The 23289-nt window shown below is 64.0% G+C and carries 25 protein-coding genes and 1 pseudogene; 15 read left to right on the plus strand and 11 right to left on the minus strand.

The genetic code is table 11. The features are described 5' to 3' along the window. The first annotated feature begins 71 nt into the window (after positions 1-71). A complete protein-coding gene (gene glsA / locus CH290_RS26080) occupies positions 72-1265 on the plus strand; it encodes a glutaminase A (protein WP_033189839.1) in 1194 nt (397 codons plus the stop codon). Position 1266: 1 nt separating this feature from the next. Here the strand turns inward: glsA and CH290_RS26085 are convergent, their stop codons facing one another. The 4 genes from CH290_RS26085 to CH290_RS30395 form a co-directional block, all read right to left on the minus strand. Next, complete coding sequence (locus tag CH290_RS26085; RefSeq protein ID WP_033189838.1) at positions 1267-2202, minus strand: sensor domain-containing diguanylate cyclase; 936 nt, start codon at positions 2200-2202, stop codon at positions 1267-1269. Positions 2203-2297: 95 nt separating this feature from the next. Beyond that, positions 2298-2909 (minus strand): NUDIX hydrolase, encoded by a 612-nt coding sequence (locus CH290_RS26090; protein ID WP_033189837.1) that lies wholly within the window; start codon positions 2907-2909, stop codon positions 2298-2300. A 9-nt stretch (positions 2910-2918) separates the two neighbouring features. After that, complete coding sequence (locus CH290_RS26095) at positions 2919-3890, minus strand: glycoside hydrolase family protein (protein ID WP_033189984.1); 972 nt, start codon at positions 3888-3890, stop codon at positions 2919-2921. 136 nt (positions 3891-4026) lie between these two features. After that, positions 4027-4164, minus strand: coding sequence for a hypothetical protein (locus tag CH290_RS30395; protein WP_020111254.1), 138 nt, complete (start codon positions 4162-4164; stop codon positions 4027-4029). Positions 4165-4292: 128 nt separating this feature from the next. Between CH290_RS30395 and CH290_RS26100 the strand changes: the two genes are divergently transcribed. Beyond that, the gene (locus tag CH290_RS26100) at positions 4293-5069 is read left to right on the plus strand and encodes an SDR family NAD(P)-dependent oxidoreductase (RefSeq protein ID WP_026347487.1); all 777 of its coding nucleotides are present in this window, start codon (positions 4293-4295) and stop codon (positions 5067-5069) included. A 17-nt stretch (positions 5070-5086) separates the two neighbouring features. Here the strand turns inward: CH290_RS26100 and CH290_RS26105 are convergent, their stop codons facing one another. Further along, positions 5087-5662, minus strand: a complete 576-nt coding sequence (locus CH290_RS26105) for a dihydrofolate reductase family protein (RefSeq protein ID WP_033189836.1) — start codon at positions 5660-5662, stop codon at positions 5087-5089. Between the two features lie 247 nt (positions 5663-5909). On the opposite strand from CH290_RS26105, the gene CH290_RS26110 reads away from it, so the two are divergent. The 5 genes from CH290_RS26110 to CH290_RS26130 all read left to right on the plus strand — a co-directional run bounded on the left by CH290_RS26110 (position 5910) and on the right by CH290_RS26130 (position 9217). Continuing rightward, the gene (locus CH290_RS26110) at positions 5910-6545 is read left to right on the plus strand and encodes a DUF3159 domain-containing protein (RefSeq protein ID WP_019663409.1); all 636 of its coding nucleotides are present in this window, start codon (positions 5910-5912) and stop codon (positions 6543-6545) included. Between the two features lie 147 nt (positions 6546-6692). After that, complete coding sequence (locus CH290_RS26115) at positions 6693-7706, plus strand: intradiol ring-cleavage dioxygenase (RefSeq protein WP_019663408.1); 1014 nt, start codon at positions 6693-6695, stop codon at positions 7704-7706. A gap of 35 nt (positions 7707-7741) precedes the next feature. Next, the gene (locus CH290_RS26120) at positions 7742-7960 is read left to right on the plus strand and encodes a twin-arginine translocase TatA/TatE family subunit (RefSeq protein ID WP_019663407.1); all 219 of its coding nucleotides are present in this window, start codon (positions 7742-7744) and stop codon (positions 7958-7960) included. Then, on the plus strand, positions 7957-8739 hold the full coding sequence (gene tatC, locus CH290_RS26125) for a twin-arginine translocase subunit TatC (protein ID WP_019663406.1): 783 nt from the start codon (positions 7957-7959) through the stop codon (positions 8737-8739). Before CH290_RS26120 ends, tatC begins: the two co-directional genes overlap by 4 nt. A 16-nt stretch (positions 8740-8755) precedes the next feature. Continuing rightward, complete coding sequence (locus tag CH290_RS26130) at positions 8756-9217, plus strand: twin-arginine translocase TatA/TatE family subunit (protein WP_019663405.1); 462 nt, start codon at positions 8756-8758, stop codon at positions 9215-9217. A gap of 5 nt (positions 9218-9222) precedes the next feature. Here the strand turns inward: CH290_RS26130 and CH290_RS30400 are convergent, their stop codons facing one another. Both CH290_RS30400 and CH290_RS30030 read right to left on the minus strand, forming a co-directional pair. Further along, on the minus strand, positions 9223-9381 hold the full coding sequence (locus CH290_RS30400) for a hypothetical protein (RefSeq protein ID WP_019663404.1): 159 nt from the start codon (positions 9379-9381) through the stop codon (positions 9223-9225). An 88-nt stretch (positions 9382-9469) separates the two neighbouring features. Next, entirely contained in the window at positions 9470-9922 is a 453-nt protein-coding gene (locus tag CH290_RS30030; RefSeq protein ID WP_141217830.1) for a hypothetical protein, read from the minus strand. 208 nt (positions 9923-10130) lie between these two features. On the opposite strand from CH290_RS30030, the pseudogene CH290_RS26135 reads away from it, so the two are divergent. The 6 genes and pseudogenes from CH290_RS26135 to CH290_RS26160 all read left to right on the plus strand — a co-directional run bounded on the left by CH290_RS26135 (position 10131) and on the right by CH290_RS26160 (position 17240). Further along, a pseudogene (locus CH290_RS26135) lies at positions 10131-10747 on the plus strand (response regulator transcription factor). Beyond that, a complete protein-coding gene (locus tag CH290_RS26140) occupies positions 10744-12231 on the plus strand; it encodes a HAMP domain-containing sensor histidine kinase (protein ID WP_020111259.1) in 1488 nt (495 codons plus the stop codon). The pseudogene CH290_RS26135 and the gene CH290_RS26140 overlap by 4 nt, the downstream one beginning before the upstream one ends. A 26-nt stretch (positions 12232-12257) precedes the next feature. Continuing rightward, entirely contained in the window at positions 12258-13544 is a 1287-nt protein-coding gene (locus tag CH290_RS26145; protein ID WP_033189835.1) for a competence/damage-inducible protein A, read from the plus strand. A 276-nt stretch (positions 13545-13820) separates the two neighbouring features. Next, positions 13821-14975, plus strand: coding sequence for a TIGR03364 family FAD-dependent oxidoreductase (locus tag CH290_RS26150; RefSeq protein ID WP_033189834.1), 1155 nt, complete (start codon positions 13821-13823; stop codon positions 14973-14975). Further along, positions 14972-15670, plus strand: a complete 699-nt coding sequence (locus CH290_RS26155; protein ID WP_019663398.1) for a phosphonatase-like hydrolase — start codon at positions 14972-14974, stop codon at positions 15668-15670. The genes CH290_RS26150 and CH290_RS26155 overlap by 4 nt, the downstream gene beginning before the upstream one ends. Before the next feature lie 256 nt (positions 15671-15926). Beyond that, on the plus strand, positions 15927-17240 hold the full coding sequence (locus CH290_RS26160) for an MFS transporter (RefSeq protein WP_033189833.1): 1314 nt from the start codon (positions 15927-15929) through the stop codon (positions 17238-17240). 9 nt (positions 17241-17249) lie between these two features. Here the strand turns inward: CH290_RS26160 and CH290_RS26165 are convergent, their stop codons facing one another. Next, on the minus strand, positions 17250-17999 hold the full coding sequence (locus CH290_RS26165) for a GntR family transcriptional regulator (RefSeq protein WP_019663396.1): 750 nt from the start codon (positions 17997-17999) through the stop codon (positions 17250-17252). 181 nt (positions 18000-18180) lie between these two features. Here CH290_RS26165 and CH290_RS26170 point away from each other — a divergent pair, with 181 nt between their 5' ends. Continuing rightward, positions 18181-19431: a GGDEF domain-containing protein gene (locus tag CH290_RS26170; RefSeq protein WP_019663395.1), complete on the plus strand. Its 1251-nt coding sequence runs from the start codon at positions 18181-18183 to the stop codon at positions 19429-19431. 47 nt (positions 19432-19478) lie between these two features. Here the strand turns inward: CH290_RS26170 and CH290_RS26175 are convergent, their stop codons facing one another. Next, entirely contained in the window at positions 19479-20669 is a 1191-nt protein-coding gene (locus CH290_RS26175; protein ID WP_033189982.1) for a CaiB/BaiF CoA transferase family protein, read from the minus strand. A gap of 283 nt (positions 20670-20952) precedes the next feature. Here CH290_RS26175 and CH290_RS26180 point away from each other — a divergent pair, with 283 nt between their 5' ends. Further along, entirely contained in the window at positions 20953-21273 is a 321-nt protein-coding gene (locus CH290_RS26180; RefSeq protein WP_094620708.1) for a WhiB family transcriptional regulator, read from the plus strand. Between the two features lie 30 nt (positions 21274-21303). Here the strand turns inward: CH290_RS26180 and CH290_RS26185 are convergent, their stop codons facing one another. Then, positions 21304-22041: a GntR family transcriptional regulator gene (locus tag CH290_RS26185; protein ID WP_033189832.1), complete on the minus strand. Its 738-nt coding sequence runs from the start codon at positions 22039-22041 to the stop codon at positions 21304-21306. 29 nt (positions 22042-22070) lie between these two features. After that, a complete protein-coding gene (locus CH290_RS26190) occupies positions 22071-23225 on the minus strand; it encodes an acyl-CoA dehydrogenase family protein (protein WP_033189980.1) in 1155 nt (384 codons plus the stop codon). Positions 23226-23289 lie beyond the last annotated feature (64 nt).

Genomic DNA, 23289 nt, shown 5'->3' on the forward strand with positions numbered 1-23289 from the left:
CGCTCGGAATCGTAGACGAACATGGTGAATAGCCGAGAACAGGCACAGTGATGGGTCGTCTACGGTTAGGTGTGGAATCTCCGATCTCGAACTATCTCCGCACTGTGCTCGACGAGTGTCGCGGGTCCGACGGCGGATCCATTCCGCAGGGCAATACGGAACTGGCACGGGCGGACACAGATTTGTTCGGTATCGCGCTCGCCACCGTCGGCGGCTCGGTCTACACCGCGGGCGACGCCGAGTACGAGTTCTCGGTTCAGTCCATCGCCAAGACCCTCGCATACGCGTTGGCCCTCGACGACCGTGGCCGCGACGCGATGGCCGAGGTCGTGGACACCGAACCGTCCGGTGATTCGTTCAACGAGATCTCGCTGGAACCCGAGACGGGCAGGCCGCGCAATGCGTTGATCAATGCGGGCGCGCTCGCGGTTCATTCGATGATCGAGGGTGCGTCCTCCGAAAATCGCGCCGAACGAGTCCGGTTGCTGCACAGTCGGCTTGCCGGCCGCGAGCTGTCCATCGACGCCGCGGTCCACGAAGCCGAGCTGGAGGCCGACGACCGCAACACCGGTATCGCACACCTGTTGAAGGCAGTGGGAGTCCTCGGGGCCGACCCCGCCGAGGTCGTCGACGGTTACGCCCGCCAGTGCGCGATCTCCGTGAACTGCCGCGACCTCGCGACCATCGCGGCGGTCATGGCAAACGGCGGTATCAGCCCGGAGACCGGAGAACGACTGCTCGACACCCAGCACAACCGGCACGTGCTGTCGGTGATGGCGACGTGTGGAATGTACGACGGCACCGGAAGTTGGATCTCCACGGTCGGGATTCCGGCGAAGAGCGGAGTGGCGGGCGCGATCATCGGAGTACTGCCCGGGCAGGTCGGCATCGCTGTCGTGTCACCGAACCTGAACGAGCACGGCAACAGTGTGCGCGGAGTGGCCGTGTTCGAACGGCTGTCGAGGGATCTCGAACTGCATATGATGCACGTCTCTCCGACCGGTGACTCTGCTGTCCGGACCACTGCCGACGGCGAAAACGAGGCGACCGTCGAGTTGCAGGGTGACCTCCGCTTCGCCGGAGCGGAGTCGATACTGGTCGCACTCTCTCGGACGACAGCGCGAGCATTGGTGCTCGACTTCGAACACGTCCGGGCAATCGACGACGCCGCCCGGTCGCTTCTGCAGCATGCCGTGGATCGACTGCGCGAGGAGAACCGAGACGTGACGATCAGAGATCCGCAGAACCTGATGTCGGCGCCCTGAGCTAGTCCCGTCGGCGCTTGGTCTTGGCCGCGTACATCTGTTGATCCGCTCGCGCCACGAGGGCCGCACAGTCCTCGTCGTCGAGACGCTCGACGGCACCGACGCTGACCGCCAGGGTCAACAACCTGCCGTTCCAGGCGACCGGCTCACCCGTCAGTGCGCGGTCGAGCACGATGCACAGGGCATCGAGTGACGGTTCGGGGGAAGGCTGCGGCAGCGCGACGACGAACTCGTCGCCCGCGAACCGGCCTGCGATGGCGTTGCCGGGCAACCACTCTCGCAATCGGAGCGCGACGGCTTCCAGGAGGCTGTCGCCGGCACTGTGCCCGTGGGTGTCGTTGACGATCTTGAGATTGTCGACGTCGATGAACGCCAAGGTCACCGCGCCATCGTCGGCAATCCAACTGTTCAGATGGTCGAGAAACACTGCCCGCCTGGACAGTCCGGTCAGATCGTCGCGCTCGGCTCGACTCCGCCACAGATGGGCGTCGTGCACCACGGGGTTGACCAGATCCATGCACACGATGAAGACCTCGTGCCCCGCCAGCACGCCGACACCCACGTGCATCCAGCAGGAGACGATCACACCGTCCTTGCGACGCAGCTGCCGCAGCGCCCTTCTCGGTTCGGTGCGTCCGTTGACGTCCACCGGCGACGACGCGATGTCCAGCGCCATCCGGCGGGCCGACACTCGCTCGGAATCCGGAATGAAATCAGTGACGGGCGCGCCGGTGAGATCGCCCGCGTCGTACCCGAGCAGCTCACGGCATTCCCCGTTCGCGGCGACGATCACCGAATCCAAGCTGTGCACCACGACGGCGATGGGGAACTGAGCCACCACTGCGTCTATCGCGATGACCTCGTCCTCGGTGAAGCCTCGGACATCGGGACGACGGGTCGGCGTGTCGCCGAGTCCTGCCCCGCTGGTACCGCCCATCGAAACCGCCCCGCCGCCGTGTCCAGTGAACAGCCGTCAACACTACAGAGCGAACCGCTCCGCGGCAGTCGAACAGAACGCTTCGCCTGATGCGGTCAACGCCAGGCGAACACGGGTTGCTCGAAGTCCGCGACCCGAGTGTGCCGCCGGTGCAGCACGACTTCCCTGAACTGGTGCACGATGGCCCCTGTCGGCGCATGCACCAGCGAGGTGCGAAACGGCCACTGAACCACGGGCTTGTCCGATTCCTCGATGGAGACGAATCGAGGGTCGGAATCGATCTCGGCGGCGTCGACCTCGTAGACGGTGGCGACCTCACCGGGGTCGACCGTCATCGTCGACAACGTGTCTCCGACCCACACCACGAACGGAGTGATGACGTATCCGGACCGGGTGCCGTAATCGTCGAGGCGGCCCAGGATGTCCGACGGCTCGGCCGTCAATCCGACCTCCTCGGCCAACTCCCGCAGACACGCCTGCGGCGCGGTCTCACCTGGGTCGAGGCTGCCGCCTGGCAGCGCGAACTGCCCTGGGTGCGCGCGGAGCTTCGAGGGCCGCTTCGTCAGGATCATCCGGCGGTCGCCGGCCGCCCCGCCGATCGCGACGGCCACCGCCGCTCGCCTACCGTCGACGCGGAGTTCCCGATGTTCGAAGTCCGCGAGCGCGGCCACCATGGCGTCGCGTTCCAGTCTCGATTCTTCGGCCATCTGCGAAGCCTAGACAGGTTCGGTCAGCACACCGAAGTGACGCACCGTGCCGGACAACCCTGGCACTTCCTGCCGGGGACTCCACGTCAGAAGTCCGTCCGCGCTGTCGGAGTAGAAATACTTTCCCTCGGTGTAGGCGTCGAAGTAGATTCGCCAGTGTCCGTTCGGCAACTGGACGACGGCGGGTCCTTCGACCAGCGCGCCCCAGTCCCCCGGCGGAACGAACGTGTAGGGCCCGGCGAGAGTGGGCGCTATCGCGTGTTCGAGCACCTTGTTCGTCTCGTTCTTCGTGAACGCGTGATAGACCGCTCCTGCTTTGACCACGGTCGTATCGATGCGATCGGCACCGAGGCCTGCAATGGGAAGCGGAAAGCTCCACTGCGTCAGCGACGGGTCGAGCGCGGTCATCAGATACGGGACGAACCCGCCCCCTGTCGACATGGACAAGATCAAGTTGACCCGATCCCCGTCGACGAACCACTCCGGTGCCCACGCCTTCGTGGTGAACGGTGAAAGAGAAGGTCCGTCCGACGACCCCGCGGAACCCGTCAGACCGGGAGGACCTGCCGAGCCGGTGCCGTCTCCGGTGCCCGGCAGAAACGCGCAACACAACGGGACGGGATAGTTGCCCATGGGCGTCCAGTCGACGCGATTGCTACTGCGCGCGAAACCGATGTTCGCTCCACCGCCCGTCGTGTACGCGACGTAGTACTGGCCGTCGGAATGCCGGAAGATGCTGGGGTCGCGAATCAGTCCGGACGGCGGCCGGAACGCGGCGTCACGAACGGATCCAAAGGCGCTGCCGTCGGTGGATTCGTACACGTCCATATCGCGGTCACTGGAGGTACTGAAGCCCACGATGGTGTACCGAACAGCGCCGGGCTGTGCCTCACCGATGCCCGCCCCTGCCACCGTCAGTCCCAGGACCAGGCAGAGGACCGTCCACAGAGCGGCGGGACCTGGACGCGCAGTCGGCTTCACCGTCAGGAGTATCCACGTAGACGCGCGTCGGGGGGTCACTTCCGCATGGACCTTGGTAATCGTTACAACAAAAAAGTGCGTTCACAACGGCTGTCACCGTTGTGAACGCACCGAGAGCGTTGTGAGGAGTGTGCGGCTACACCGTCGCCGGGACGTCGTCGAACGCGTCCAGCAGCTCTCCTCGTACCAGGAACGAATACGCGCCCGCACCCGTCGGCTCGTTCTGAACCAACACCAATCCGTCGTCTCGAACGTCGCCGATGGTCACGACCACCGTGCTCTCCCCCGCTGTGAACCTAGCTCTGTCTCCAATTTGCACGAGGACCTAGGTACCCGCTCGCAGTGCTTCCAAACTCCACCGTGAACCCGAATGTCGAGGCCGACGCTCGATACAGTGCACCCATGCACACTCCTGCTTATCCGAATGTCCTGGTTACCGGCGCGTCCGGGGGCATCGGCCGGGCCACGGCACGAGCATTCGCAGCAGCTGGACATCGCGTGGCCGTGCACTGTTCGACGGCAGTCGACGCTGCGGCGAACACAGTGGAACTCCTCGACGGCACCGGACACATCACCGTCGCCGGTGATCTCTCGTCGCCGACGGGTGGGCCGGGGATTGTCGACGAGGTGATCGACCGCTTCGGAAGTGTGGACGTGTTGATCAACAACGCCGCCGTCGGGCCGACCGAAACGAACCGGCATCCCATCACCGAGGGGTCGTTCGAGGAGTGGGAGTCGGCCTGGCGAGAGATGCTGCAGGTCAATCTCATCGGAGCGGCTCATACGACATGGGCCTTTGCCCGCCACCTCGTAAACAGGGGCAGGCCCGGATCGATCGTCTCGGTCGGCTCGAGGGGCGCACTCAAAGGAGAGCCGGACTACCCCGCGTACGGTGCAAGCAAGGCCGGACTGCATGCGTTCAGCCAATCGATGGCGGCAGCGCTTGCACCGCACGATATTTCGGTCACCGCTGTCGCGCCCGGGTTCGTGTCCAGCGAACGCCAGGCGGCCACACTGGCCGGAGAACGCGGCGACGACATCCGTCGCCAGAGTCCGTTCGGCCGAGTAGGCACACCGGAGGAGATAGCGTCGACGATCGTCTTTCTCGCCTCACCCGAAGCCGCCTGGTGCAGCGGCACGGTGGTCGACGTCAACGGGGCGTCGTACCTACATCCGTGAGTGCATGGATGGAACGGTCACCGCACCACGTCGTACACGACCTTGACGACGCCGTTGGAGTACGCCTCGGATTCGCGGAGAACGAGACGCTGCTCCGGGCGTGAGTCGTGGCCGAAAAGATTTTTGCCGGACCCGAGGACGACGGGGAACACCAGCAGGTTGTAGCGGTCGATGAGTCCGGCGTCGGCCAGACTGCGGGCAAGTTCGCCGCTGCCGTGGATGAAAATGGCTCCCCCGTCGGATTCCTTGAGAGCTGCGACGTCCTCGGCCGATCTCAGGATGGTCGTCTCGCCCCAACCGTCGACCAGAGCCGTCTCGCCGAGAGTCGTCGACACGACGTACTTGGGGAGGTCCTTGTAGCTCGCGTGGTCCTCGGACCCGACCCAGACCGGCGCGAAGACCTCGTAGCTGCGGCGGCCGAACATCAGGGCCGTCGTCTCCTGCAGTTCCTCGCCCTTCAGCGAGAACGTCTCGGGTACGAACTCGGTGCGTACGACCCAACCACCGCTGGGGTGTCCTTCCTCTTCACCGCCCGGCGAATCCAGCACGCCGTCGACCGACATGAAACCCGTCCACACCAATTCACGTGCCATCCGATATTTCCCCAGTTCTCGTTGGTCCTGTGTGATCCCGCGAGGCACCCTGTCACGCCCCGCCGGATCACTGTACAAACCGGACCACCCATTCCAGAAGTGCCGAGTGGAACGTGAACGGCAGAAAAATCTACGCGTCGTGACCGATGTTCCGCAGCCCGCCCGTCGCGCATGATCGTCTTCGAACACCCTGCACGCCCTGCCGAAGACCGCAACGGCACCCTCACACCGGAGAGCGAGAAACCACATGTCCGAGCCGAAGAACCTCAATCCGCTCTCCATATTCACCGGCTTCATTCCCTGGATCGCGTTCTCTCTGGTCGCGCAGAGAATGGCGGCCAACGGCGTCGCCTGGAGCGCACTGTTGGCCGCGGCCATCGGTCTGGTGTTCGTCGTCCGAGGCCGACGCACGGGCAACCCCACGATGATGGACATGTACTCGCTGGTCCTCTTCTCCCTGATCGCCGTAGTCGGCTTCGTCGGCGGCGAGAACATCGACAACTGGCTCTTCGAGTGGGGCCGGCCGCTCGTCGGCGTCGTACTCGGCCTCATCCTGCTGGCCACGGCATCCACGCGCCCGTTCACCGCCGAGTACGCGAAACGGTCTACTCCTCAGGAGTACTGGTCCTCACCGCTGTTCCGACGCATCAACTTCGTCCTGTCCGCCACCTGGGGCGTCGCGATCACCGTGATGGGCGCCGCGTCCGTACTCGTCACCGCCCTCGACGCGCACGCCACCGGAACCGACAGCCCCTACCTGATCGACTTCTTCCTCAATTGGGCGGTACCGATCATCCTGATCGTGGTCATGGTGCACGTGACCAACACCTACCCGGACAAAGCAAGCGCCCAGGCCGCCGCCCGCCTCGGCGACGCCGCCTGACCGACGAGAACGAAAGACCCGGTGCCGTGACGGCACCGGGTCTTTCTCGTTCACAGGAACCTTCCAGCCGAGAGCCAGGGTTCTCACCGGATCGACACCCACTATTGAACCTACTGAGCCACCGAATGCCCCAGAGGAGCAATAGACATGACCCGAGTACCAGAACCCACCGATACGCCCGACGGCCCGGCTTACGAAGGGCGCCTTCTCGATCGGCCCACCGAGGAGGTCGTCGATCAAGGTGCCCGCTTCGACATGACCACGTTGGTGACTCGTCGTAGAGTTCTCAGCGTCGTGGGCGCCGGGGCAGGCGCGTTCGCGTTGGCAGCGTGTTCCACCTCGTCGGATACTGGCAGTGCAGCCGCGTCCACGACGACATCGGCCGGTTCCACGACGGCGACCGCCACCGACGAAATTCCCGAGGAGACCAACGGCCCTTACCCGGCCGACGGCACCAACGGTGTCAATGTCCTCGAGGAGTCCGGAATCGTTCGCAGCGATGTGACGTCGAGCCTCGACGGCGGCACCACTGTGTCGGGAGTGCCTCTGTCGCTGACCTTCTCGGTCACGGACCTGGCGAACGGCAACAACCCGTACGACGGAGTCGCCGTCTACATGTGGCAGTGCGATGCAGCCGGCCTCTACTCGATGTATTCCGAAGGCGTCGAGGACGAGACGTATCTTCGCGGAATCCAGGTCGCCGATTCCAACGGACAGGCCACCTTCCAGACCATCGTCCCCGGTTGCTACAGCGGACGCTGGACGCACATCCACTTCGAGGTCTATCCGGACGCGGCCTCCGCAACGACTGCCGAGAATGCAATCGCCACATCCCAGATTGCATTTCCTCAGGACATGCTCGACACGATCTATCAGCTCGACACCTACCCCGGCTCGGCCGAGAACCTCGCTCAGATCGGCAGCCTCGACAACGACAACGTGTTCGGTGACGGCTACGACCTGCAGATGGGAACGTTCTCCGGAGACGCCGCTTCCGGGTACGTCGGATCGTTGGCAGTAGCCGTGGATGCCGGCACCGAACCCACGATGAGTGCACCTCCCGGCGGCGGCGGACCGGGAGGAGGTGGCCAGCCGCCGATGGGCGGCGGCACCCCGCCCGCAGGCGGACCGCCGAACGTCGGCTCCCAGGGCTCCAACTGATCTCGCTACTTCACTTCGACACTTAGGAAAACACCATGTTGCACAACCTGACCGGATGGCACGCACTCATCGTCCTCGCCATTCTCCTGCTCGTCTTCGGCTCCACCAAACTTCCGTCGCTCGCCAAGGGCGTCGGCCAATCTCTGCGGATCCTCAAGGACGAGGTGCGTGAGGAGACGGCCGGCTCGTCGACTCGTGACCGCACCGGTGCCGAGAACGACACCACGACCGTTCCGTACCGACACGCATCATGACCGCAGCGACTACCACCGTGCGCGGCACGATGCCGCTGGCCGGTCATCTTCGCGAGGCTCGACGCCGCGCGACGCGCGCGGCGGTGTCGCTGCTGATCGGCATCGTGATCGGGTTTCTGCTGTCCGATTCGATACTCGACGTTCTGCGCACCCCGGTCGAAGAGTTGGCCGCGACACGGGCTGCCAGTTTGAACTACGACACTGTGACCGGCGCGTTCGATCTCCAGCTGAGAATTGCCCTGTTCGCGGGGATCATCGTGTCCAGCCCGGTCTGGCTGCGCGAGCTGTTCGCCTATCTCGCACCGGGGTTGAACAAACGCGAGAAGAAATACGTCGTCGGATTCTCGGCTGCGGCCGCGCCGCTCTTCGCCGCTGGTTGCGCCTTCGGGTTCCTGTTGTTCCCGCGCATGGTCAGCGTGCTGGCCGGCTTTTCGTCCGACCAGGACAGCACCATCCTGAACGCGTCCTACTACGTGGACTTCGTCATGAAGATCGTCCTTGCGACCGGAATCGCTTTCGTACTTCCGGCGTTTCTGGTCATGCTGAACTGCCTGGGGATCGTGTCTGCGCACGCCCTGCGGCGCAGCTGGCGCGTAATGGTCGTCGTCATCGCGCTTTTCAGCGCGCTCGTCACCCCGGCGGCCGACGTTCTGTCCATGTTCCTCGTCGCGCTCCCGATGTCGGGGCTGTTCGGTGCAGCCCTCGCCATCACAGCGGTGCACGACAAGAGAGCTTCCCGACGCTCACTCCACGACACACCACTGTCCACGCACTCCTGAAACCCGGAGCACCACCATGTTCGGTTTGACCTTCGAAAAACTCTTCCTGGTCGCAGTCATCGCCGGATTCCTTCTCGGCCCCTCGCGCCTACCCGGCTACGCGCGCAAGTTAGCTCACGGGGTCCGCTCGCTTCGTGACTTCGTCGACACCACGCGCACCGAGGCAGAGGAGGAAATGGGGGTCAAGTTGCGACGCAGCGAATGGGAATCGATCGACCTGCGGCAGTACGATCCCCGGCGAATCGTCCGCGATGCGTTGAACGAGAAGGACGCACAGCCCTCGGATGCACTACCCGAAGACGCACCGTTCGCCGAGGCGGCCACCGTGCGGCCGGGTCAGAAGTACCTCGTGACGGGGACCTCGTCGCACCCGAAGCGAATACTCATCGCCTCTCTTCCCGAGAGCGACCCGCGGCGCATGGCTGCCGAGGTGGACCCTGCAAAGTGCGAGTCTGTGGTGACAGTCGAGAAAACCTGAGATTTTCACCCCTCCGCCTGCTCGTCCTCTTCGGGTTCGAAGGACGACTGGTCGGTGTGCCCGACAGCAACTCCGTCGTCGGTGTCCGGGATGGACCCGTCCTTGCCCAATCCGTCGTCGCCGCTGCCGGTGTTCTTGTCGGTGGGTGTCTCGCTGGTGCTCATCGTCGAACTCCCTGTGTCGGTACTGCTGTTGTCGGTAGTGCTGCTTACCTCCCCGGCATCGCATCAAACCTTCGGGGTAGCACGCCCGCTACGCCGTACCTTCACCACCGGGAACGGCGAGCGGAGGCTGGGGCATTTTCGGGGGCGGGTGTGGGGCCCCGAGTGGGGGTGCGGGTGGTCCAGCAGGAGGTGTCGGCGCACACTCGCCGGACGGCGCTGCCGGAGGCGCGGGCGGAGGAGGAAGTTCCCCGCCGCCCGGTGGCGTCGGAGGCACCGGAGGCACCGGAGGCACCGGAGGCACGCCGTCCTCAGGGACTGCGGGAGGCGGAGGTGGCGTCGCGCAGTCGTCAGGTGGCGACAGCGGTGGTTGCGGCGGCACCGGCCGTGACGAGTCGTCGGCGTGCGACTCGTCGGTCGTCACCGGCGGCGGGGCGGAAGGCGGCCCGTCGGCGGCGGCGATACCCGCCCCGGAGATCGTTGCCAGCGCCAGAATTCCCGCACCCAGGGTGACTCGCCGAGCGTCGAAGTGCTTGATCTTCATCGTTGTCCTCTCTCGGTCCGTGATTCGGTCCAAGAGACAACCTCGTCGGCGAAACTGAAGTACGGCTGAAGAGTGGCCGGACGACACTGTTCCTTCAGCCAGTCTTCAGGAGCGACATCCGACGCTGCCGCATGATGGGAGGGTGAACGAAAGTCGAAACGCCGGTGCTGCCCGGGTGCTGGTCGTCGAGGACAGCGACACCATCGGCATGTCGGTCGTTGCTGCGCTGGAGCACGACGGACACATCGCGCTGCGTCGCCCGGACGGTAGCGACCTGGAATCGACGCTGACCCAGTTCGCTCCGGACCTGGTCATTCTGGACATCATGTTGCCTGGACGCAGCGGCATCGAGCTACTGCCGACCATAAAGTCGAAATGTGATGCGGCAGTGCTGCTGTTGACCGCCAGGGACGCGGTGGCCGACCGAGTCGACGGGCTTCGCGGCGGGGCCGACGACTACCTCGTCAAACCTTTCGACATGGCGGAACTGCTTGCTCGCGCCGTCGCGCTGCTGCGCAGGCTCGGACGAACTCCGAGCACCATCCGGAGCGGCGACGTGTTGATCGACTCCGAGGCTGGATCGGCGTCGCGGGCAGGAGTCGATCTTCAACTCACTTCCACCGAATGGCGACTACTCACCTACCTGGCCCGCCAACGGGGGCGCACCGTGAGCAAAGTCCAGATCCTGACGCAGGTGTGGGGATACGAGAACTACGATCCCAACTGGTCGAGGTCCACATCAGTTCGCTGCGCAAGAAGCTCGAGCTGCACGGACCCCGCGTGATCGACACCGTCCGAGGCATCGGGTACGTGCTGCTCTCATGACGAGAACCGGAACGGGGTTGCGGACCGCGTCGCTGCGACGCCGTCTCGTCATCTCGACGATCGTCGCGGTGATTCTCGTGCTGGGGGCAGCGGTAGCAGCGACGGAGATACTCGTCGGTGCACAGTTGAAGGCAACGGCCACCGCGCAGCTGGACGACCGCGTGCAGCGAGCCCGGTCGATCCACGACACGGGTGCCGACCCGGCCGCCGTCGTCACAGCGGCCCAAGGCGGGGGAACCACCGCTCGATTGGTCACCACCGACGGACGAACGTACGGAAACCCCGATCTCGATGCGGAGGCGCCCACTCCTGATCCCCCGCAGCCGGGAGACCCCGCGGCTCCCCCGGCCGCTCCGCTTCAGCCTCCCGGCCCCCCGCCGTCGGGTACCGACTCGGAGTCCGTGACGACCCAGCTGTCCGACGGTTCCCTGCTCACGGTCGCGGTGGACACCGCAGCCATCTCCGATGTTCGAGACCAACTCCGATCCGTACTCGTCGCCGTGTTCTTGGTTGCGCTCGTTCTCGTCGGCCTCGCCGTCGTGGTCATCGTTCGAACGTCACTGAGACCGCTGCATCACATGACCGTACTTGCCCGACGCATCGCGAGCGGCGCTCGAGGCGACCGGCTCGACCCGGACCGGACGAACACCGAAATCGGGAGCGCTGCCGCAGCTTTCGACGAGATGCTCGATTCGGTCGAGGCCGCGGAACAGAGAGAACGGACCACCTCGGCGAGAACACGACAGTTCTTCGACGATGCAGCCCATGAACTGAGAACACCGATTGCCGGCATTCGCGCCGCTGCGGAGACCTTGATCCGCGCCGGCGCCGACGCCGACGCGAACGTGAGAGAAGAATTGGAAGTGCTGCTGGTTCGTGAGTCGGGTCGAGCCGCGCGCCTCGTCGACGACCTGCTGTCGCTGGCACGAATCGACGAGGGCGTCGTAGTCGACCGTCGGCCGGTGGATCTCGACGCACTCGTCGCGGCGGACATCGAACGACTTTCCGTCGCAGCCCCGGGCAGGACCATCGAGGCGCACGGCAGGAAGGGCGTCGTTGCGGAGGGCGATCCGCTCAGACTTGCACAGATTCTCGCCAATCTGACCAACAATGCAGTCGCCTATTCTCCGCACGACGAACCCGTGTCCATCACGATCTCGCACACCGTCCACGACATCCGACTTGCAGTACGTGACAACGGTATCGGCATACCAGCCGGAGAACGAGAACGCGTCTTCGAGCGCCTCGTCAGGCTGGATCGGGCCCGAACGATCGGGTCCGGATCAGGACTCGGGCTGTCCATCGCACGTGATCTCGCCCGCGCCCACGGAGGAGAGCTCGAATGCCACGGAAACGGACCGGAGAACGGATCGACGTTCGTACTCCTGTTGCCCCGAGGGCTCGTGACGACGTCTGCACCGTCGAGGGCGTCCCAGCACCGCGTGGCGTCCCCGCAGCAGGCAGGAAGGCGCGCCCTCGGCTGATGCCACCTGGGCAGTATGGTCGACGAATGACTGTGCGAGCGGGTGTGGTGGTCACCGGAACCGAAGTTCTGTCCGGTCGGGTGACCGACAGGAACGGGCCATGGGTAGCGCAACAGCTGCTGGAGATGGGCGTGGACGTCGCGCACATCACGGTCTGCGGTGACCGACCCGCCGACCTGACAGCGCAGGTGCAATTTCTTGCCGACCAACATGTCGATCTGATCATCACGACCGGCGGCCTGGGTCCGACAGCCGACGATCTGACCGTAGCGACGGTCGCCGCACTGTACGGCCGCGAATTGCATCTCGATCCGGAACTCGAACGGCACATCGACGCGATCATCGAGAGATGGCGAAGCCGGATGAGTTCCGCGATCGACTCCGAGCCGTTGCAGGCAGGTATCCGAAAGCAAGCGTTGGTTCCGGTTGGCGCACTGTCCATTCCGCCGACCGGAACCGCACCGGGTGTCGTCGTGCCGGCCGACCGAGCCGGGGGCTTGCCTGCTGTGCTGATCCTGCCCGGGCCTCCTCGTGAGCTCCAGGCGATGTGGCCCGCTGCGCTCGAGACCGAGCCGGTCGCCGAGGTTCTGGCCCGACGCACGCAGATCCGTCAGAGCACCATCCGTGCGTACACCTTGTCCGAGGCCGACCTCGCCGCCACTCTGCGGACCGCTGAACGTCGGATCGCGGGATTCGACGATCTCGAGATCACCACCTGCTTACGACTCGGAGAACTCGAAATCGTGACCCGCTACGCGGAGAGTGCAGTGTCGTCGTACGCGGAGCTCGTGGCGCTGATCGACGAACATCATGGTGCTCGAGTCTTTTCCGACGACGGGTCCACGATCGACGACATCGTGGCCGACCGGCTGGCCGGCCGCCGAATCGGCACCGCAGAATCGTGCACAGGTGGAATGATCGCCGCCCGCCTCACCGATCGAGCGGGCTCGTCGGCCTATGTCGTCGGCGCCGTTGTGTCTTACGCGAACGAGACCAAGATCGGTCTTCTCGACGTCCCCGCCGACATGATCGACGAGCACGGCGCCGTCAGCGAACCGGTGGCGGCCGCGATGGCGGAGGGGGCGTTGAGGCGAGTCGGCGTCGATATCGCGGTCTCCACCAGCGGGATCGCGGGTCCCGGGGGTGGCACCGACCTCAAGCCGGTCGGCACCGTCTGCTTCGCCATCGCCGAAACCGGTCGACCGACCCGCACCCGCACCCTTCGGCTCCCCGGCGACCGGGCGAGCGTACGAGCACTGTCCACGACCGCAGCCATGCACATGATCGCCGACGCCCTGGCACCCGCCCGGTGAAAGTAGCCCGAAAGCACGTCCGGCGACACCGTCGATCACGATGCGCTGCAGGCTTCCCCGGAAGGCCGCGAGTTCGTTCGTCGGAGCGCCGCGGGATGGGGTGAAGCGCATCTGACTTCGGGCGGCGACGCCGATCACGTCGCATCCGCGGTCGAGGCCACTACCAAGTTCTATGCGCCCGATCCGAACTGACCTCGAACAACCGTTATATATACAAGAAGTAAACTTTCGTAACCTGTATTGACAAGTGGCCCTGTCAGGGTCGACAGTCGATGCATGCACTCACAACGAAACTACGACGTCGTGATCGTCGGCTCGGGCATCGTCGGGCTCGCTCACGCCTATCACGCCCATCGGCGGGGACTGACGGTCGCCGTCGTCGATCACGCGGACACCATTGCCGGCGCGTCGGTCCAGAACTTCGGACATGCCTGCATCACGGCGCAATCGGGCGAGGCATCGGACTACGCCCGAGCCGGACGCAGCCATTGGCTGGATCTGGCCGCATCCGCCGGCTTCTGGGCTCGCGAATCGGGAACACACTGCGTCGCCAAGCACGACGACGAGCTCGAGGTTCTTCGACAGTTCGCTGCCGTTCGCGGCCCCGAAGAGGCTCGACTTCTCGACCGAGGCCAGATCCTGGAGCGACTGCCCATTGCCGCCGACGGCGTGACCGGCGGCCTGTACATGCCTCTCGACCTCCAGGTGGATCCCCGTCAGGCAGCACCGGCGATCGCCGCCTGGCTCGAGTCTTCCGGCGTGGACTTCCACTGGCGAACCGCTGCAACGTCGTTCGATACCGGCACCGTCCACACGTCGCGGGGAGATCTTCGTGCCGACACCATCTTCGTGACGGTGAACTACGACATCGATCGACTGTTCCCCGAGTACGCAGAGCGCGGCGGCCTTCTGAGGTGCCGCCTGCACATGATGCGTGCGCGGATCGAATTACCGACGCCACTGCCCACTCCCCTGTTCACCGGTTGGTCATTGCTTCGCTACTCGGGTTTCGACGGCTTGCCCGCGACAACCGACGTCGCAGCCCGGCTCGCAGAGCAGTACCCCGCCTACACGGCCCTCGATCTACATCAGATGTACACACCGCAACCCGATGGATCGATCCTCCTCGGAGACACACACGTTCGAGACATCTCCACCTCACCGTTCCAGAGTGAAGCCGGGTTCGACGCCCTGATCACCGAGGCGAAAGCCATGTTCGGCGTCGCCGCGATCGATGTCTCCGAGCGTTGGCAAGGCGTCTACAGTTCTGCGCCCGACTCGGAGTTCCTACGCGTCGAACCGATCCCGGGTGTGCACGTCGTCACCGTCACCACCGGTATAGGCATGACCACGAGCATGGGGCTGGCCCAGTCCAGCCTCGATCACGCACTCGCACAACCCATCGTTACCTCGATAGGAGTAGACGCATGAACACCTCGCACACCCACCCGATCGATCTTGTCGTGTTCGACATGGCAGGAACCACCGTCGAAGACAGTGGTCTGGTCCAACGATCGTTCGCTGCTGCCGACGAACATGCGGGCCTCTCCCACGATTCGGATGAGAAGGCACGCATGCTGCAGTACGTCACCGACACCATGGGCCAATCCAAGATCGAGGTGTTCAGACACCTCAGCGGGGGCAACGAAGAACAAGCGCAGTCTGCCAACAAGGCTTTCGAACGGTGCTACGGCCAACTGGTCGCCGACGGCGCCTGCAGTGCTGTTCCAGGGGCCGAGCATCTCTTGGCGGAGTTGCGGTCGACCGGGGTCGCCACCGCTCTGACAACAGGATTCGCCCACGAGACTCAGCAGGCCATCCTGGCCGCTCTCGGCTGGCAGGACGTCGCGGACATCGTGCTGTGCCCAGGTGACGGTGTACGCGGACGGCCGTTCCCCGACATGCCGCTGACTGCGCTCCTCCGTTCGGGCGCGTCATCGGTTCAGTCGATGCTCGTGGTCGGTGACACCACGTCCGACATCACCAGCGGAATTCGATCGGGCGCTCGGGCTGTCGTCGGAGTTCTGACTGGTGCGCACAACGCAGACCAGCTCCGTGCAGCGGGAGCAAGCCACGTCGTCGACAGCGTCGCCGACCTCCCGTCTGTACTCGACACGCTGCGCTGATCGGCTCCGTTCGACATTCTCTCTCAGGTACGACTTTTCTCAGGTTTCCGCGGAGCAGGGCCCGACCGGCCCTGTCCGCCGAATCCATCGGCCGGGCTCCGGTAGGACGAACCCAAGGCCACTCCGTCTGTGTCGTGAAGGTCTCTCACGATTCTCGCCCGTTCGTCGCTTCTCGCGACCAGGGCGCAACTTTCTTCTACGCTCATTTCGCACGACGCTGCGAGAGCTCTCGCACGTCCGAACCAAGGTGCACACGATGACGAAAGCCCTGAGCTCGACCCACGAGAAGATCGCCCGTTACGAACGTTGGCGGTTCCAGATCTTTGCGATCACCTGGATTGCCTACGCCGGTTTCTACTTCACCAGACAGGCGTTCTCCGTTGCCAAACTGGGGATTCTCGAAGACCCCGTGCTGTCCGTGACTCTCACCAAGTCCACCCTGGCCAATCTCGACGCTGTCTACCTGGCTGCGTACGCGGCCGGCCAATTCTTGTGGGGATCGGTCTCCGACCGGTACGGGCCGAGGATTGTCGTCCTCGGAGGTCTGGCCATCTCCGCTGTCGCGACTTTGTTCATGGGACTGCTTCCCGCGCTTGTGTTTCTGCTGCCGCTCATGATCATTCAAGGCCTGTCGCAATCCACGGGATGGTCAGGAACCTTGAAGAACATGTCGCAGTTCTTCTCCATCTCCGAACGCGGCCGCGTCCTGGGCTTGTGGAGTACCAACTACGCATTCGGTGGCCTCGTCGCCGCGCCCGTGCTGGGGTGGTTCGCATACAGTCTCTTCGACAGCTGGCGGGCGGCGTTCACGACAGGTGCGCTTATCGTGGCCGCGGTCTTCGTTCTCGTGTTGGTGTTCCAACGAAACAGTCCGACAGATGTGGGGCTGCCACCGATCGAGGACTATCACCCCAGTGCGGACATTGCCCCACTCGAGCCCGAATCCGCTGTTGCCGAACCGACCCGGTCCGTTCGTGAAACCTTCGCCGTGGTGATCAAGGACCGTATGGTGATGACGCTCGGCGCGGCCTACTTCCTGCTCAAACCCGCTCGCTACGCAATCCTGTTGTGGGGTCCGGTCATCGTCGCCGAACGGCTGCAGGGTGCGGACAACTTCGTCGCCATCACCGTACCCATCGCATTCGGCATCGCAGGCGTGCTCGCGCCCATTCTGATCGGCAGGATCTCCGACAAGGTGTTCAAAGCACGACGTATACCTGCGTGCGTACTGAGTCTCGTTGCCCTGACAATGGTCCTGGCACTGTTCACACCACTGACCGCAGCGGGGAACGTCTGGATCATGGTGGCCGTTCTCGCAGTCATCGGGTTGACCATCTACGGTGCCGACGCCATGATCTCGTGTGTGTCCGCGGTGGATTTCGGAACTTCGAAACATGCTGGAGCAGCCGCAGGCATCGTCAACGGTTGTGGATCCATCGGTGCGATCTTCGGTGGGCTCCTGCCCGGCTACCTCGACACGACAACACTGTTCTACGGCTTCGCCGGCGCAGCGTTCCTGGCGATGCTGCTCCTGCTGCCGCACTGGAATCGCATGCCTGCCGCCGACTGAGCGGCTCGGTCAGCTACCGGAGTTGTCGGGAGCGATCATCCGCGGGTCGACGGTCCGTGAGTTGACGATGCTGAATACCACTTGATCCGACCGATAGCGATCGTCCGCGTATTCGAACGCGATCCCGTACTGGTCACGCGAGGTCCGACGCTCTCGGAGCAACGGACTACCCTCGGCGATCCCGAGGCTGTCGGCATCGACCGAATCGGCCGAGACAGCGTCGAGCACATGTGACATCGACTCGAAACGCACTCCCCGACCGGTGAGGTAATCGGTGATCGAGCCCGAGTCGGTCTCGAATTCGAACAGCAGTGAGCCGACGGCGTCGACGAAGACGCTTCTCTCGATCATCGTCGGTTCGCCGTCCAGGTACCGAACACGCACCACCTCGACGACGAAATCGTCGGGCTCGATTCCGAGCGCCGTGACGGCCGATGGAGATGCCCGACGACGCGACACTTCCAGGGTTTTGCTTCCCGCCTCGCGCCCCGTTCTCCTGGCCCATTGGGAGAACGGGGTGAAGGTGTCCAGGGTCTGCGCCGCATCGTTGCTCCGCACCACTGCGGGGCGACCTTGCGACAGTTGCACGAGGCCTTCGGCCGACAACGACGCCAGTGCCTGACGGACCGGGCCTCGTGAGACCTCGTACTGGGCGCACAGTGCACTCTCGCTCGGCAAGGAATCTCCGACAGCGTATTCACCGTTGGTGATGGCCGAACGGAGTTGCCGAGCAACGAACTCGTGCCTTGCCTCGGCCACGTCCGATCACCTCCCACCATGCTTTGATCCGATCCTCATCGTAATCCGCGCCCAGGCACGCACCGGTAACCACACCGTGGCCGTCGACGTCGGGCGCTTCGTGCGCTTGTTTCGCCGTGCGAGAGGGCAGGTGTGGTGCAGACTTCGTACCGGGTCGGTGAAGTGAAGGAGGGTACGCATCGTGGCCGAGTCACGTCGAGAATTCACTGGCCTGGGGCCGCGCGTATCCGACATCGATGCCCACACCGCCTCGATCGGGATCACTCGTTTTCGGATCGCGGACGGACTCCTCGAATGGGACGCCCGTGCCACCGACATCTTCGCTGCGGGAGCCGATCCTCGGCCCCCGATCGACATCTGGCGCGATCGGGTGCACCCCGACGATGCCCAATTACTGGTCGATCTGTACGGCGACGCCAGCGAGAACATCGGTGCCGAGTGCATCTACCGGATCGTTCTGCCTGACGGAAGTATCGGGCACGTCCTGACCCGCAGCGTGTCCATCGAGTACACCCCCGACGGCACTCCGGAGGTCCTGACCGGCGTGGTGTCGAGAGTTCACCCGCACGAACCCACCCACCAGCTCAGCGCCGCGTTGGACAGTGTGTCCCTCGGTTTCGCCATCTTCGACACCGACCTGATCATCCGGTACGTGAACGCGCAGACAGAGCACCACCTCGGTGCCCATCGGTCCGAGTTGCTCGGCCGACATCTCCACGAGGCACTCCCCACCACGAAGGGCTCGTACTTCGACGACCTTCACCGTGACGCAGTCCGAACACGAGGAGAAATCAGGATCGAAGTGCCCTCGCTCTTCATTCCCGGCACGATCATGGAGGTCACGGCCAATTACGTCGACGGAGTCGTCGCCGTCAGCTTCCGGGACATCACCGCCGTGACCGTCACGATGGACCACCTGCTCGGCGCTTACCGAGAGTTGCTGAGCGCGTCTCGACTGGACGACCTCACCGGTGTCCTCAACAGGGCCGCACTGTTCGAGCGGATCGATCGCATCAGCACCGAGATCGGCGCCCCCGCAGCCGTCCTGTTCATCGACGTCGACGACTTCAAGACGATCAACGACACACACGGCCACCTCATCGGCGACCAGGTGCTACGGATCACCGCCGCCCGACTCTCCGAGCAGTGTGGCACCGACATCGTCCTGGGCCGAATAGGCGGCGACGAATTCGTCGCCGCTTTGTTCCCGGACACGGAACTCGGCAGCCACGTCGACCCGGCCGACATCGCGGACTGCCTTCGCATCGCAGCGCGGGCACCGATTCAGCTCATGAAGTGCACCATCAACATCGAACTGAGCATCGGCATCGCCCGCAACACCGGCCTCTCCACTCTCGAAGACCTGCTCACCCGAGCGGACATCGCGCTGTACGAAGCGAAAGCAGGTATCCGCCACATCGACCGGCAGTGAATTCTCGCGACAGTGCCATACCTGCAGCCGCTCGTCGGATCCGAGATTCAGTGTTCGGGAACGCCCCGGGAACTCTGGGCGTCTTCCGATCGAATTCCGAGTTCGGCGAGGATCGAATCGGTGTGCGCACCCAACGCCGGGACCGGATCGAAACGCGGTTCCACTCCGCTCAGATTGGCCGGTGGCAACAGAGCTCGGACCTTTCCGCCGGGTGTATCGACTTCGCGCCATCTTTCACGGCCCGCCAACGACGGATGCGACAAGAAGTCTGCAACCTCGGCCAGCCTGCCGTTGGCGATACCGACCTTGTCCAACAATTCCAGAACGGTCGACGTCGGCATCGTATCGGTACGGGCCGAGATCAGCGCATTGCATTCTGCGCGATGGGCTACGCGCGCAGTGTTGTTCACGAACCGCGGATCCGTCGCCAACGACGCGTCCTGCAGTACGTCGGTGCAGAACCCCAGCCACTCCCGTTCGTTCTGAATCGACAGCAGCACAGTGCCGTCGGACGTCGGGAAAGGTCCGTAGGGGACGATCGTCGCATGCTCCGCGCCGACTCGCCCGGGTTGCTTTCCTCCGTACTCGGTGTAGTAAGCGGGTGAGCCCATCCATTCTCCCAGCGCCTCGAACAGGGCAACTTCCACCGCATGCACCACGCCGGTCGTGGCTCGGGTGAACAGAGCCGTCAGTATGCCGCTGTAGGCGTACATTCCGGCCGAGATGTCTGCGATGGACAGGCCGACCTTCGACGGCACGTCGTTCGGACCGGTCAAGGACATCAGTCCGGACTCACCTTGGACAAGCATGTCGTACGCCTTGCGCTCGGACCACGGCCCGGTGTTGCCGTAACCGGATACATCGCAGGGGATCAAACGAGGGAAGCGCTTCTGCAAGGACTCCGCGTCGAGGTCCATACGAGCGGCGGCCCCCGGCGCCAAGTTCTGCACGAACACGTCGGCCGTGCCCAAGAGCTGCTCGAGGACCGCTCGCCCGTCCTCCGACTTCAGATCGACGGTCAAGGATTCCTTGGAACGGTTGAGCCACACGAAGTAGCTCGCCTCGCCGTTCACGGACTGGTCGTATCGCCGAGCGAAATCTCCGCCGTCCGGTCGCTCGATCTTGATGACCCGGGCACCCAGGTCGGCGAGCTGTCGTGTCGCGAACGGTGCAGCAACAGCTTGCTCGATGCTGACCACCGTGATTCCGGCGAGGGGGAGGGATGCCGAACCTGTCATGGTTACGCCGCCTTTCAAACGTACGGCCATATTGTCATGCGCTTTGGTGCATCGTCAACAGTCGTAGCCATCTGACTGTGGAGAATCGACCGAAATCCCTTTGACACAACCAATATCACTACACACACACATGCGTCGCGTCGCGTTCCGCGATGCAAGCGTCGAACAGATAATGTACGGCCATGACTTGAACGGCACACATGTCGGTGGTGTAATGATCGGGTTGCCGAGCTCGCCCACTTGCTCGCTCCCCCGTCTTGGTCGTTACACCGGCAGGAGATTCATGTCGCCCCAGAACCCGCGCCTGACGGCATGGCGCGACCGTCTGCCCAGCCCGAGTCCCGGTCTTGCATGGCAACGCTTCGCGCGATGCGACGGGTACGACACGGACGTCTTCTTCCCTCCCGAGAACGAGAGCCCTTCCGCCCGCGATCGTCGCGAAATAATGGCCAAGCGCATCTGCGGAGACTGTCCCGTCTTGATGCGTTGCCGCGCGGAAGCCGTTCTGACGCAGGAGGCCCACGGCGTGTGGGGTGGACTGTCGGAACGGGAACGACGCTACGTCAAGCGGCCGTACACATTCGCGGTCGCCGCGTCGAGCTAGCGTACGACGCCTCGAGTCCAGCGTTGCTCGTCAGCGCCGCAGTGTGATGCGGTACGTGTAATGCTCGGGCAGAAAGTAACTCGACGCCAGCTCGCAGAGTTCGTCCCTGTCGTTGGAGTACAGGCGATCCACTCGAAGCATGGGATGCCCGGCTTCACAGCGCAGAACGTCGGCGACGTCAGCGGTCGCCGGCGCGACGGTGATCGATTGGTCCGCTCGAGTGATCGGCGAATCGAGGTGGGGCTCCAGCAACCCGATCAATGTGTATGTGCTCGATGCCCCTTCGGCCAACTCGGGGGCATCGAGCACATGCCTGGCAACGGTTTCCGGAAGAAAAACCCTGGTGTGGGCGAACGGCACGCCGTCGTGCTCACGGCGAAAGGTGACGCCGTACACCAGATCGGTATCGAGACGCAGTCTGCTCGCGGCCTCGATGTTCGCTTGCCGACGCAGCGGGCTGACGATGTGCATCGTGGTGTCCGACGACAGGTTCATCAGATCCTCGATCGATCCGAGTTGCCTGAGGTATCTGCCGGTCTGCTCGGTTGCGAACGTCCCGCGGCCGGGTACACGGTGGACGATTCCCTCGGCAACGAGATCGTGAAATGCCCGACGGATCGTCTGACGACTCGCTCCGTGCTCGGCCGCCAATTCCGCCTCGGTGGGAAGCCGAAGGCCGTCCTTGTATGCACCCGCCGCGATTTCGCTGCGCAGTTTGTTCGCGACAGTGCGATAGACGGGTTCGGACGGCCGTTCGGTTTCAGTCATGACCGACAGATACTAACGCCGCGGCAGCGCTACAGCTTTCCTCGCGACACGAGTTGACTTGCGATGACGTTGCGCTGGATCTCGTTGGTGCCCTCGCCGACGATCATCAGAGGCGCGTCACGGAAGTAGCGCTCCACGTCGTACTCGGTCGAGTAACCGTACCCACCGTGGATGCGAACCGCGTCGAGAGCGATTTCCATGGCAACCTCGGAGGCGAACAACTTGGCCATTCCGGCTTCCATGTCGCAGCGTTCGCCGCTGTCGAACTTCTCGGCGGCGTGCAGTGTGAGCTGACGGGCTGCGGTGAGCTTGGTGGCCATGTTCGCCAGGTAGTTTCCGACGGATTGGTGCTTCCAGATGGGCTTGCCGAAGCTCTCGCGCTGCTGCGCGTAGGCAAGCGAATCCTCCAACGCCGCAGCCGCGACGCCGAGCGCACGACATGCAACTTGAATCCGGCCGGTTTCCAAGCCCTTCATCATCTGCCCGAAGCCGGCGCCGGGCACCCCGCCGAGGATTGCGTCGGACGATATCCGGTAGTTGTCGAACGACAGCTCACAGGTCTCGACACCCTTGTATCCGAGCTTCGGGAGGTCCCGCGAGACCGTCAGGCCCGGCCCGTGCTCGACCAGCACGATCGAAATTCCCTTGTGTCTCGGCGTTGCGGACGGATCGGTCTTGCACAGAAGGGCGATCACGCCGGAGCGGCGGGCATTGCTGATCCACGTCTTCGACCCGTTGATGACGAGGTCGGCCCCGTCGGACTTGGCGCTGGTGGACATGGCCTGAAGATCCGATCCCCCGCCCGGCTCGGTCAATGCCATGGTGGCTCTGACTTCACCCGTGGCCATCCTGGGCAGATACTTCTGCTTCTGCTCCTCGGTTCCGTACATCGAAATGAGTTTTGCCACCACGGTATGTCCACCCATTGCGCCGGCGAGACTCATCCAGCCACGCGCCAGTTCCTCGGTCACGTGGACGTAGCACGGCATCGTGACGGGCGATCCGCCGTACTCTTCCGGAACAGCCAGACCATAGATCCCGATCTGCTTCATCTGCTCGATCCACTTCTCCGGGTACTCGTTCGCATGCTCGACGTCCTGCACCGTGGGCTTGACCTCACGGTCCACGAATTCGCGGACGGTTTTCACCAGGAAGGCTTCTTCGTCGTTCAGTTTGAGGCTCATCATCACTGCTTCCGAATCGAGAACCGAGACGCACTCGGCCGGACCTATTTGTACGGCCATTTTG

The organism is Rhodococcus sp. 06-156-4 (assembly GCF_002259345.1).
In the GTDB taxonomy this organism is placed as follows: domain Bacteria; phylum Actinomycetota; class Actinomycetes; order Mycobacteriales; family Mycobacteriaceae; genus Rhodococcoides; species Rhodococcoides fascians_E.

Excerpts from the sequence above, each read along its gene's own strand:
- CH290_RS26175 (WP_033189982.1), bottom strand. The coding sequence starts at position 20,669 with ATGACAGGTTCGGCATCCCTCCCCCTCGCCGGAATCACGGTGGTCAGC.
- CH290_RS26150 (WP_033189834.1), top strand. The coding sequence starts at position 13,821 with ATGCACTCACAACGAAACTACGACGTCGTGATCGTCGGCTCGGGCATC.
- CH290_RS26130 (WP_019663405.1), top strand. The coding sequence starts at position 8,756 with ATGTTCGGTTTGACCTTCGAAAAACTCTTCCTGGTCGCAGTCATCGCC.
- CH290_RS26145 (WP_033189835.1), top strand. The coding sequence starts at position 12,258 with ATGACTGTGCGAGCGGGTGTGGTGGTCACCGGAACCGAAGTTCTGTCC.
- CH290_RS26090 (WP_033189837.1), bottom strand. The coding sequence starts at position 2,909 with ATGGCCGAAGAATCGAGACTGGAACGCGACGCCATGGTGGCCGCGCTC.
- CH290_RS26190 (WP_033189980.1), bottom strand. The coding sequence starts at position 23,225 with ATGAGCCTCAAACTGAACGACGAAGAAGCCTTCCTGGTGAAAACCGTC.
- CH290_RS26085 (WP_033189838.1), bottom strand. The coding sequence starts at position 2,202 with ATGGGCGGTACCAGCGGGGCAGGACTCGGCGACACGCCGACCCGTCGT.
- CH290_RS26120 (WP_019663407.1), top strand. The coding sequence starts at position 7,742 with ATGTTGCACAACCTGACCGGATGGCACGCACTCATCGTCCTCGCCATT.
- tatC (WP_019663406.1), top strand. The coding sequence starts at position 7,957 with ATGACCGCAGCGACTACCACCGTGCGCGGCACGATGCCGCTGGCCGGT.
- CH290_RS30400 (WP_019663404.1), bottom strand. The coding sequence starts at position 9,381 with ATGAGCACCAGCGAGACACCCACCGACAAGAACACCGGCAGCGGCGAC.
- CH290_RS26110 (WP_019663409.1), top strand. The coding sequence starts at position 5,910 with ATGTCCGAGCCGAAGAACCTCAATCCGCTCTCCATATTCACCGGCTTC.
- CH290_RS30030 (WP_141217830.1), bottom strand. The coding sequence starts at position 9,922 with ATGAAGATCAAGCACTTCGACGCTCGGCGAGTCACCCTGGGTGCGGGA.
- CH290_RS26115 (WP_019663408.1), top strand. The coding sequence starts at position 6,693 with ATGACCCGAGTACCAGAACCCACCGATACGCCCGACGGCCCGGCTTAC.
- CH290_RS26185 (WP_033189832.1), bottom strand. The coding sequence starts at position 22,041 with ATGACTGAAACCGAACGGCCGTCCGAACCCGTCTATCGCACTGTCGCG.
- CH290_RS26180 (WP_094620708.1), top strand. The coding sequence starts at position 20,953 with ATGTCGCCCCAGAACCCGCGCCTGACGGCATGGCGCGACCGTCTGCCC.
- CH290_RS26100 (WP_026347487.1), top strand. The coding sequence starts at position 4,293 with ATGCACACTCCTGCTTATCCGAATGTCCTGGTTACCGGCGCGTCCGGG.
- CH290_RS26155 (WP_019663398.1), top strand. The coding sequence starts at position 14,972 with ATGAACACCTCGCACACCCACCCGATCGATCTTGTCGTGTTCGACATG.
- CH290_RS26160 (WP_033189833.1), top strand. The coding sequence starts at position 15,927 with ATGACGAAAGCCCTGAGCTCGACCCACGAGAAGATCGCCCGTTACGAA.
- CH290_RS26140 (WP_020111259.1), top strand. The coding sequence starts at position 10,744 with ATGACGAGAACCGGAACGGGGTTGCGGACCGCGTCGCTGCGACGCCGT.
- CH290_RS26105 (WP_033189836.1), bottom strand. The coding sequence starts at position 5,662 with ATGGCACGTGAATTGGTGTGGACGGGTTTCATGTCGGTCGACGGCGTG.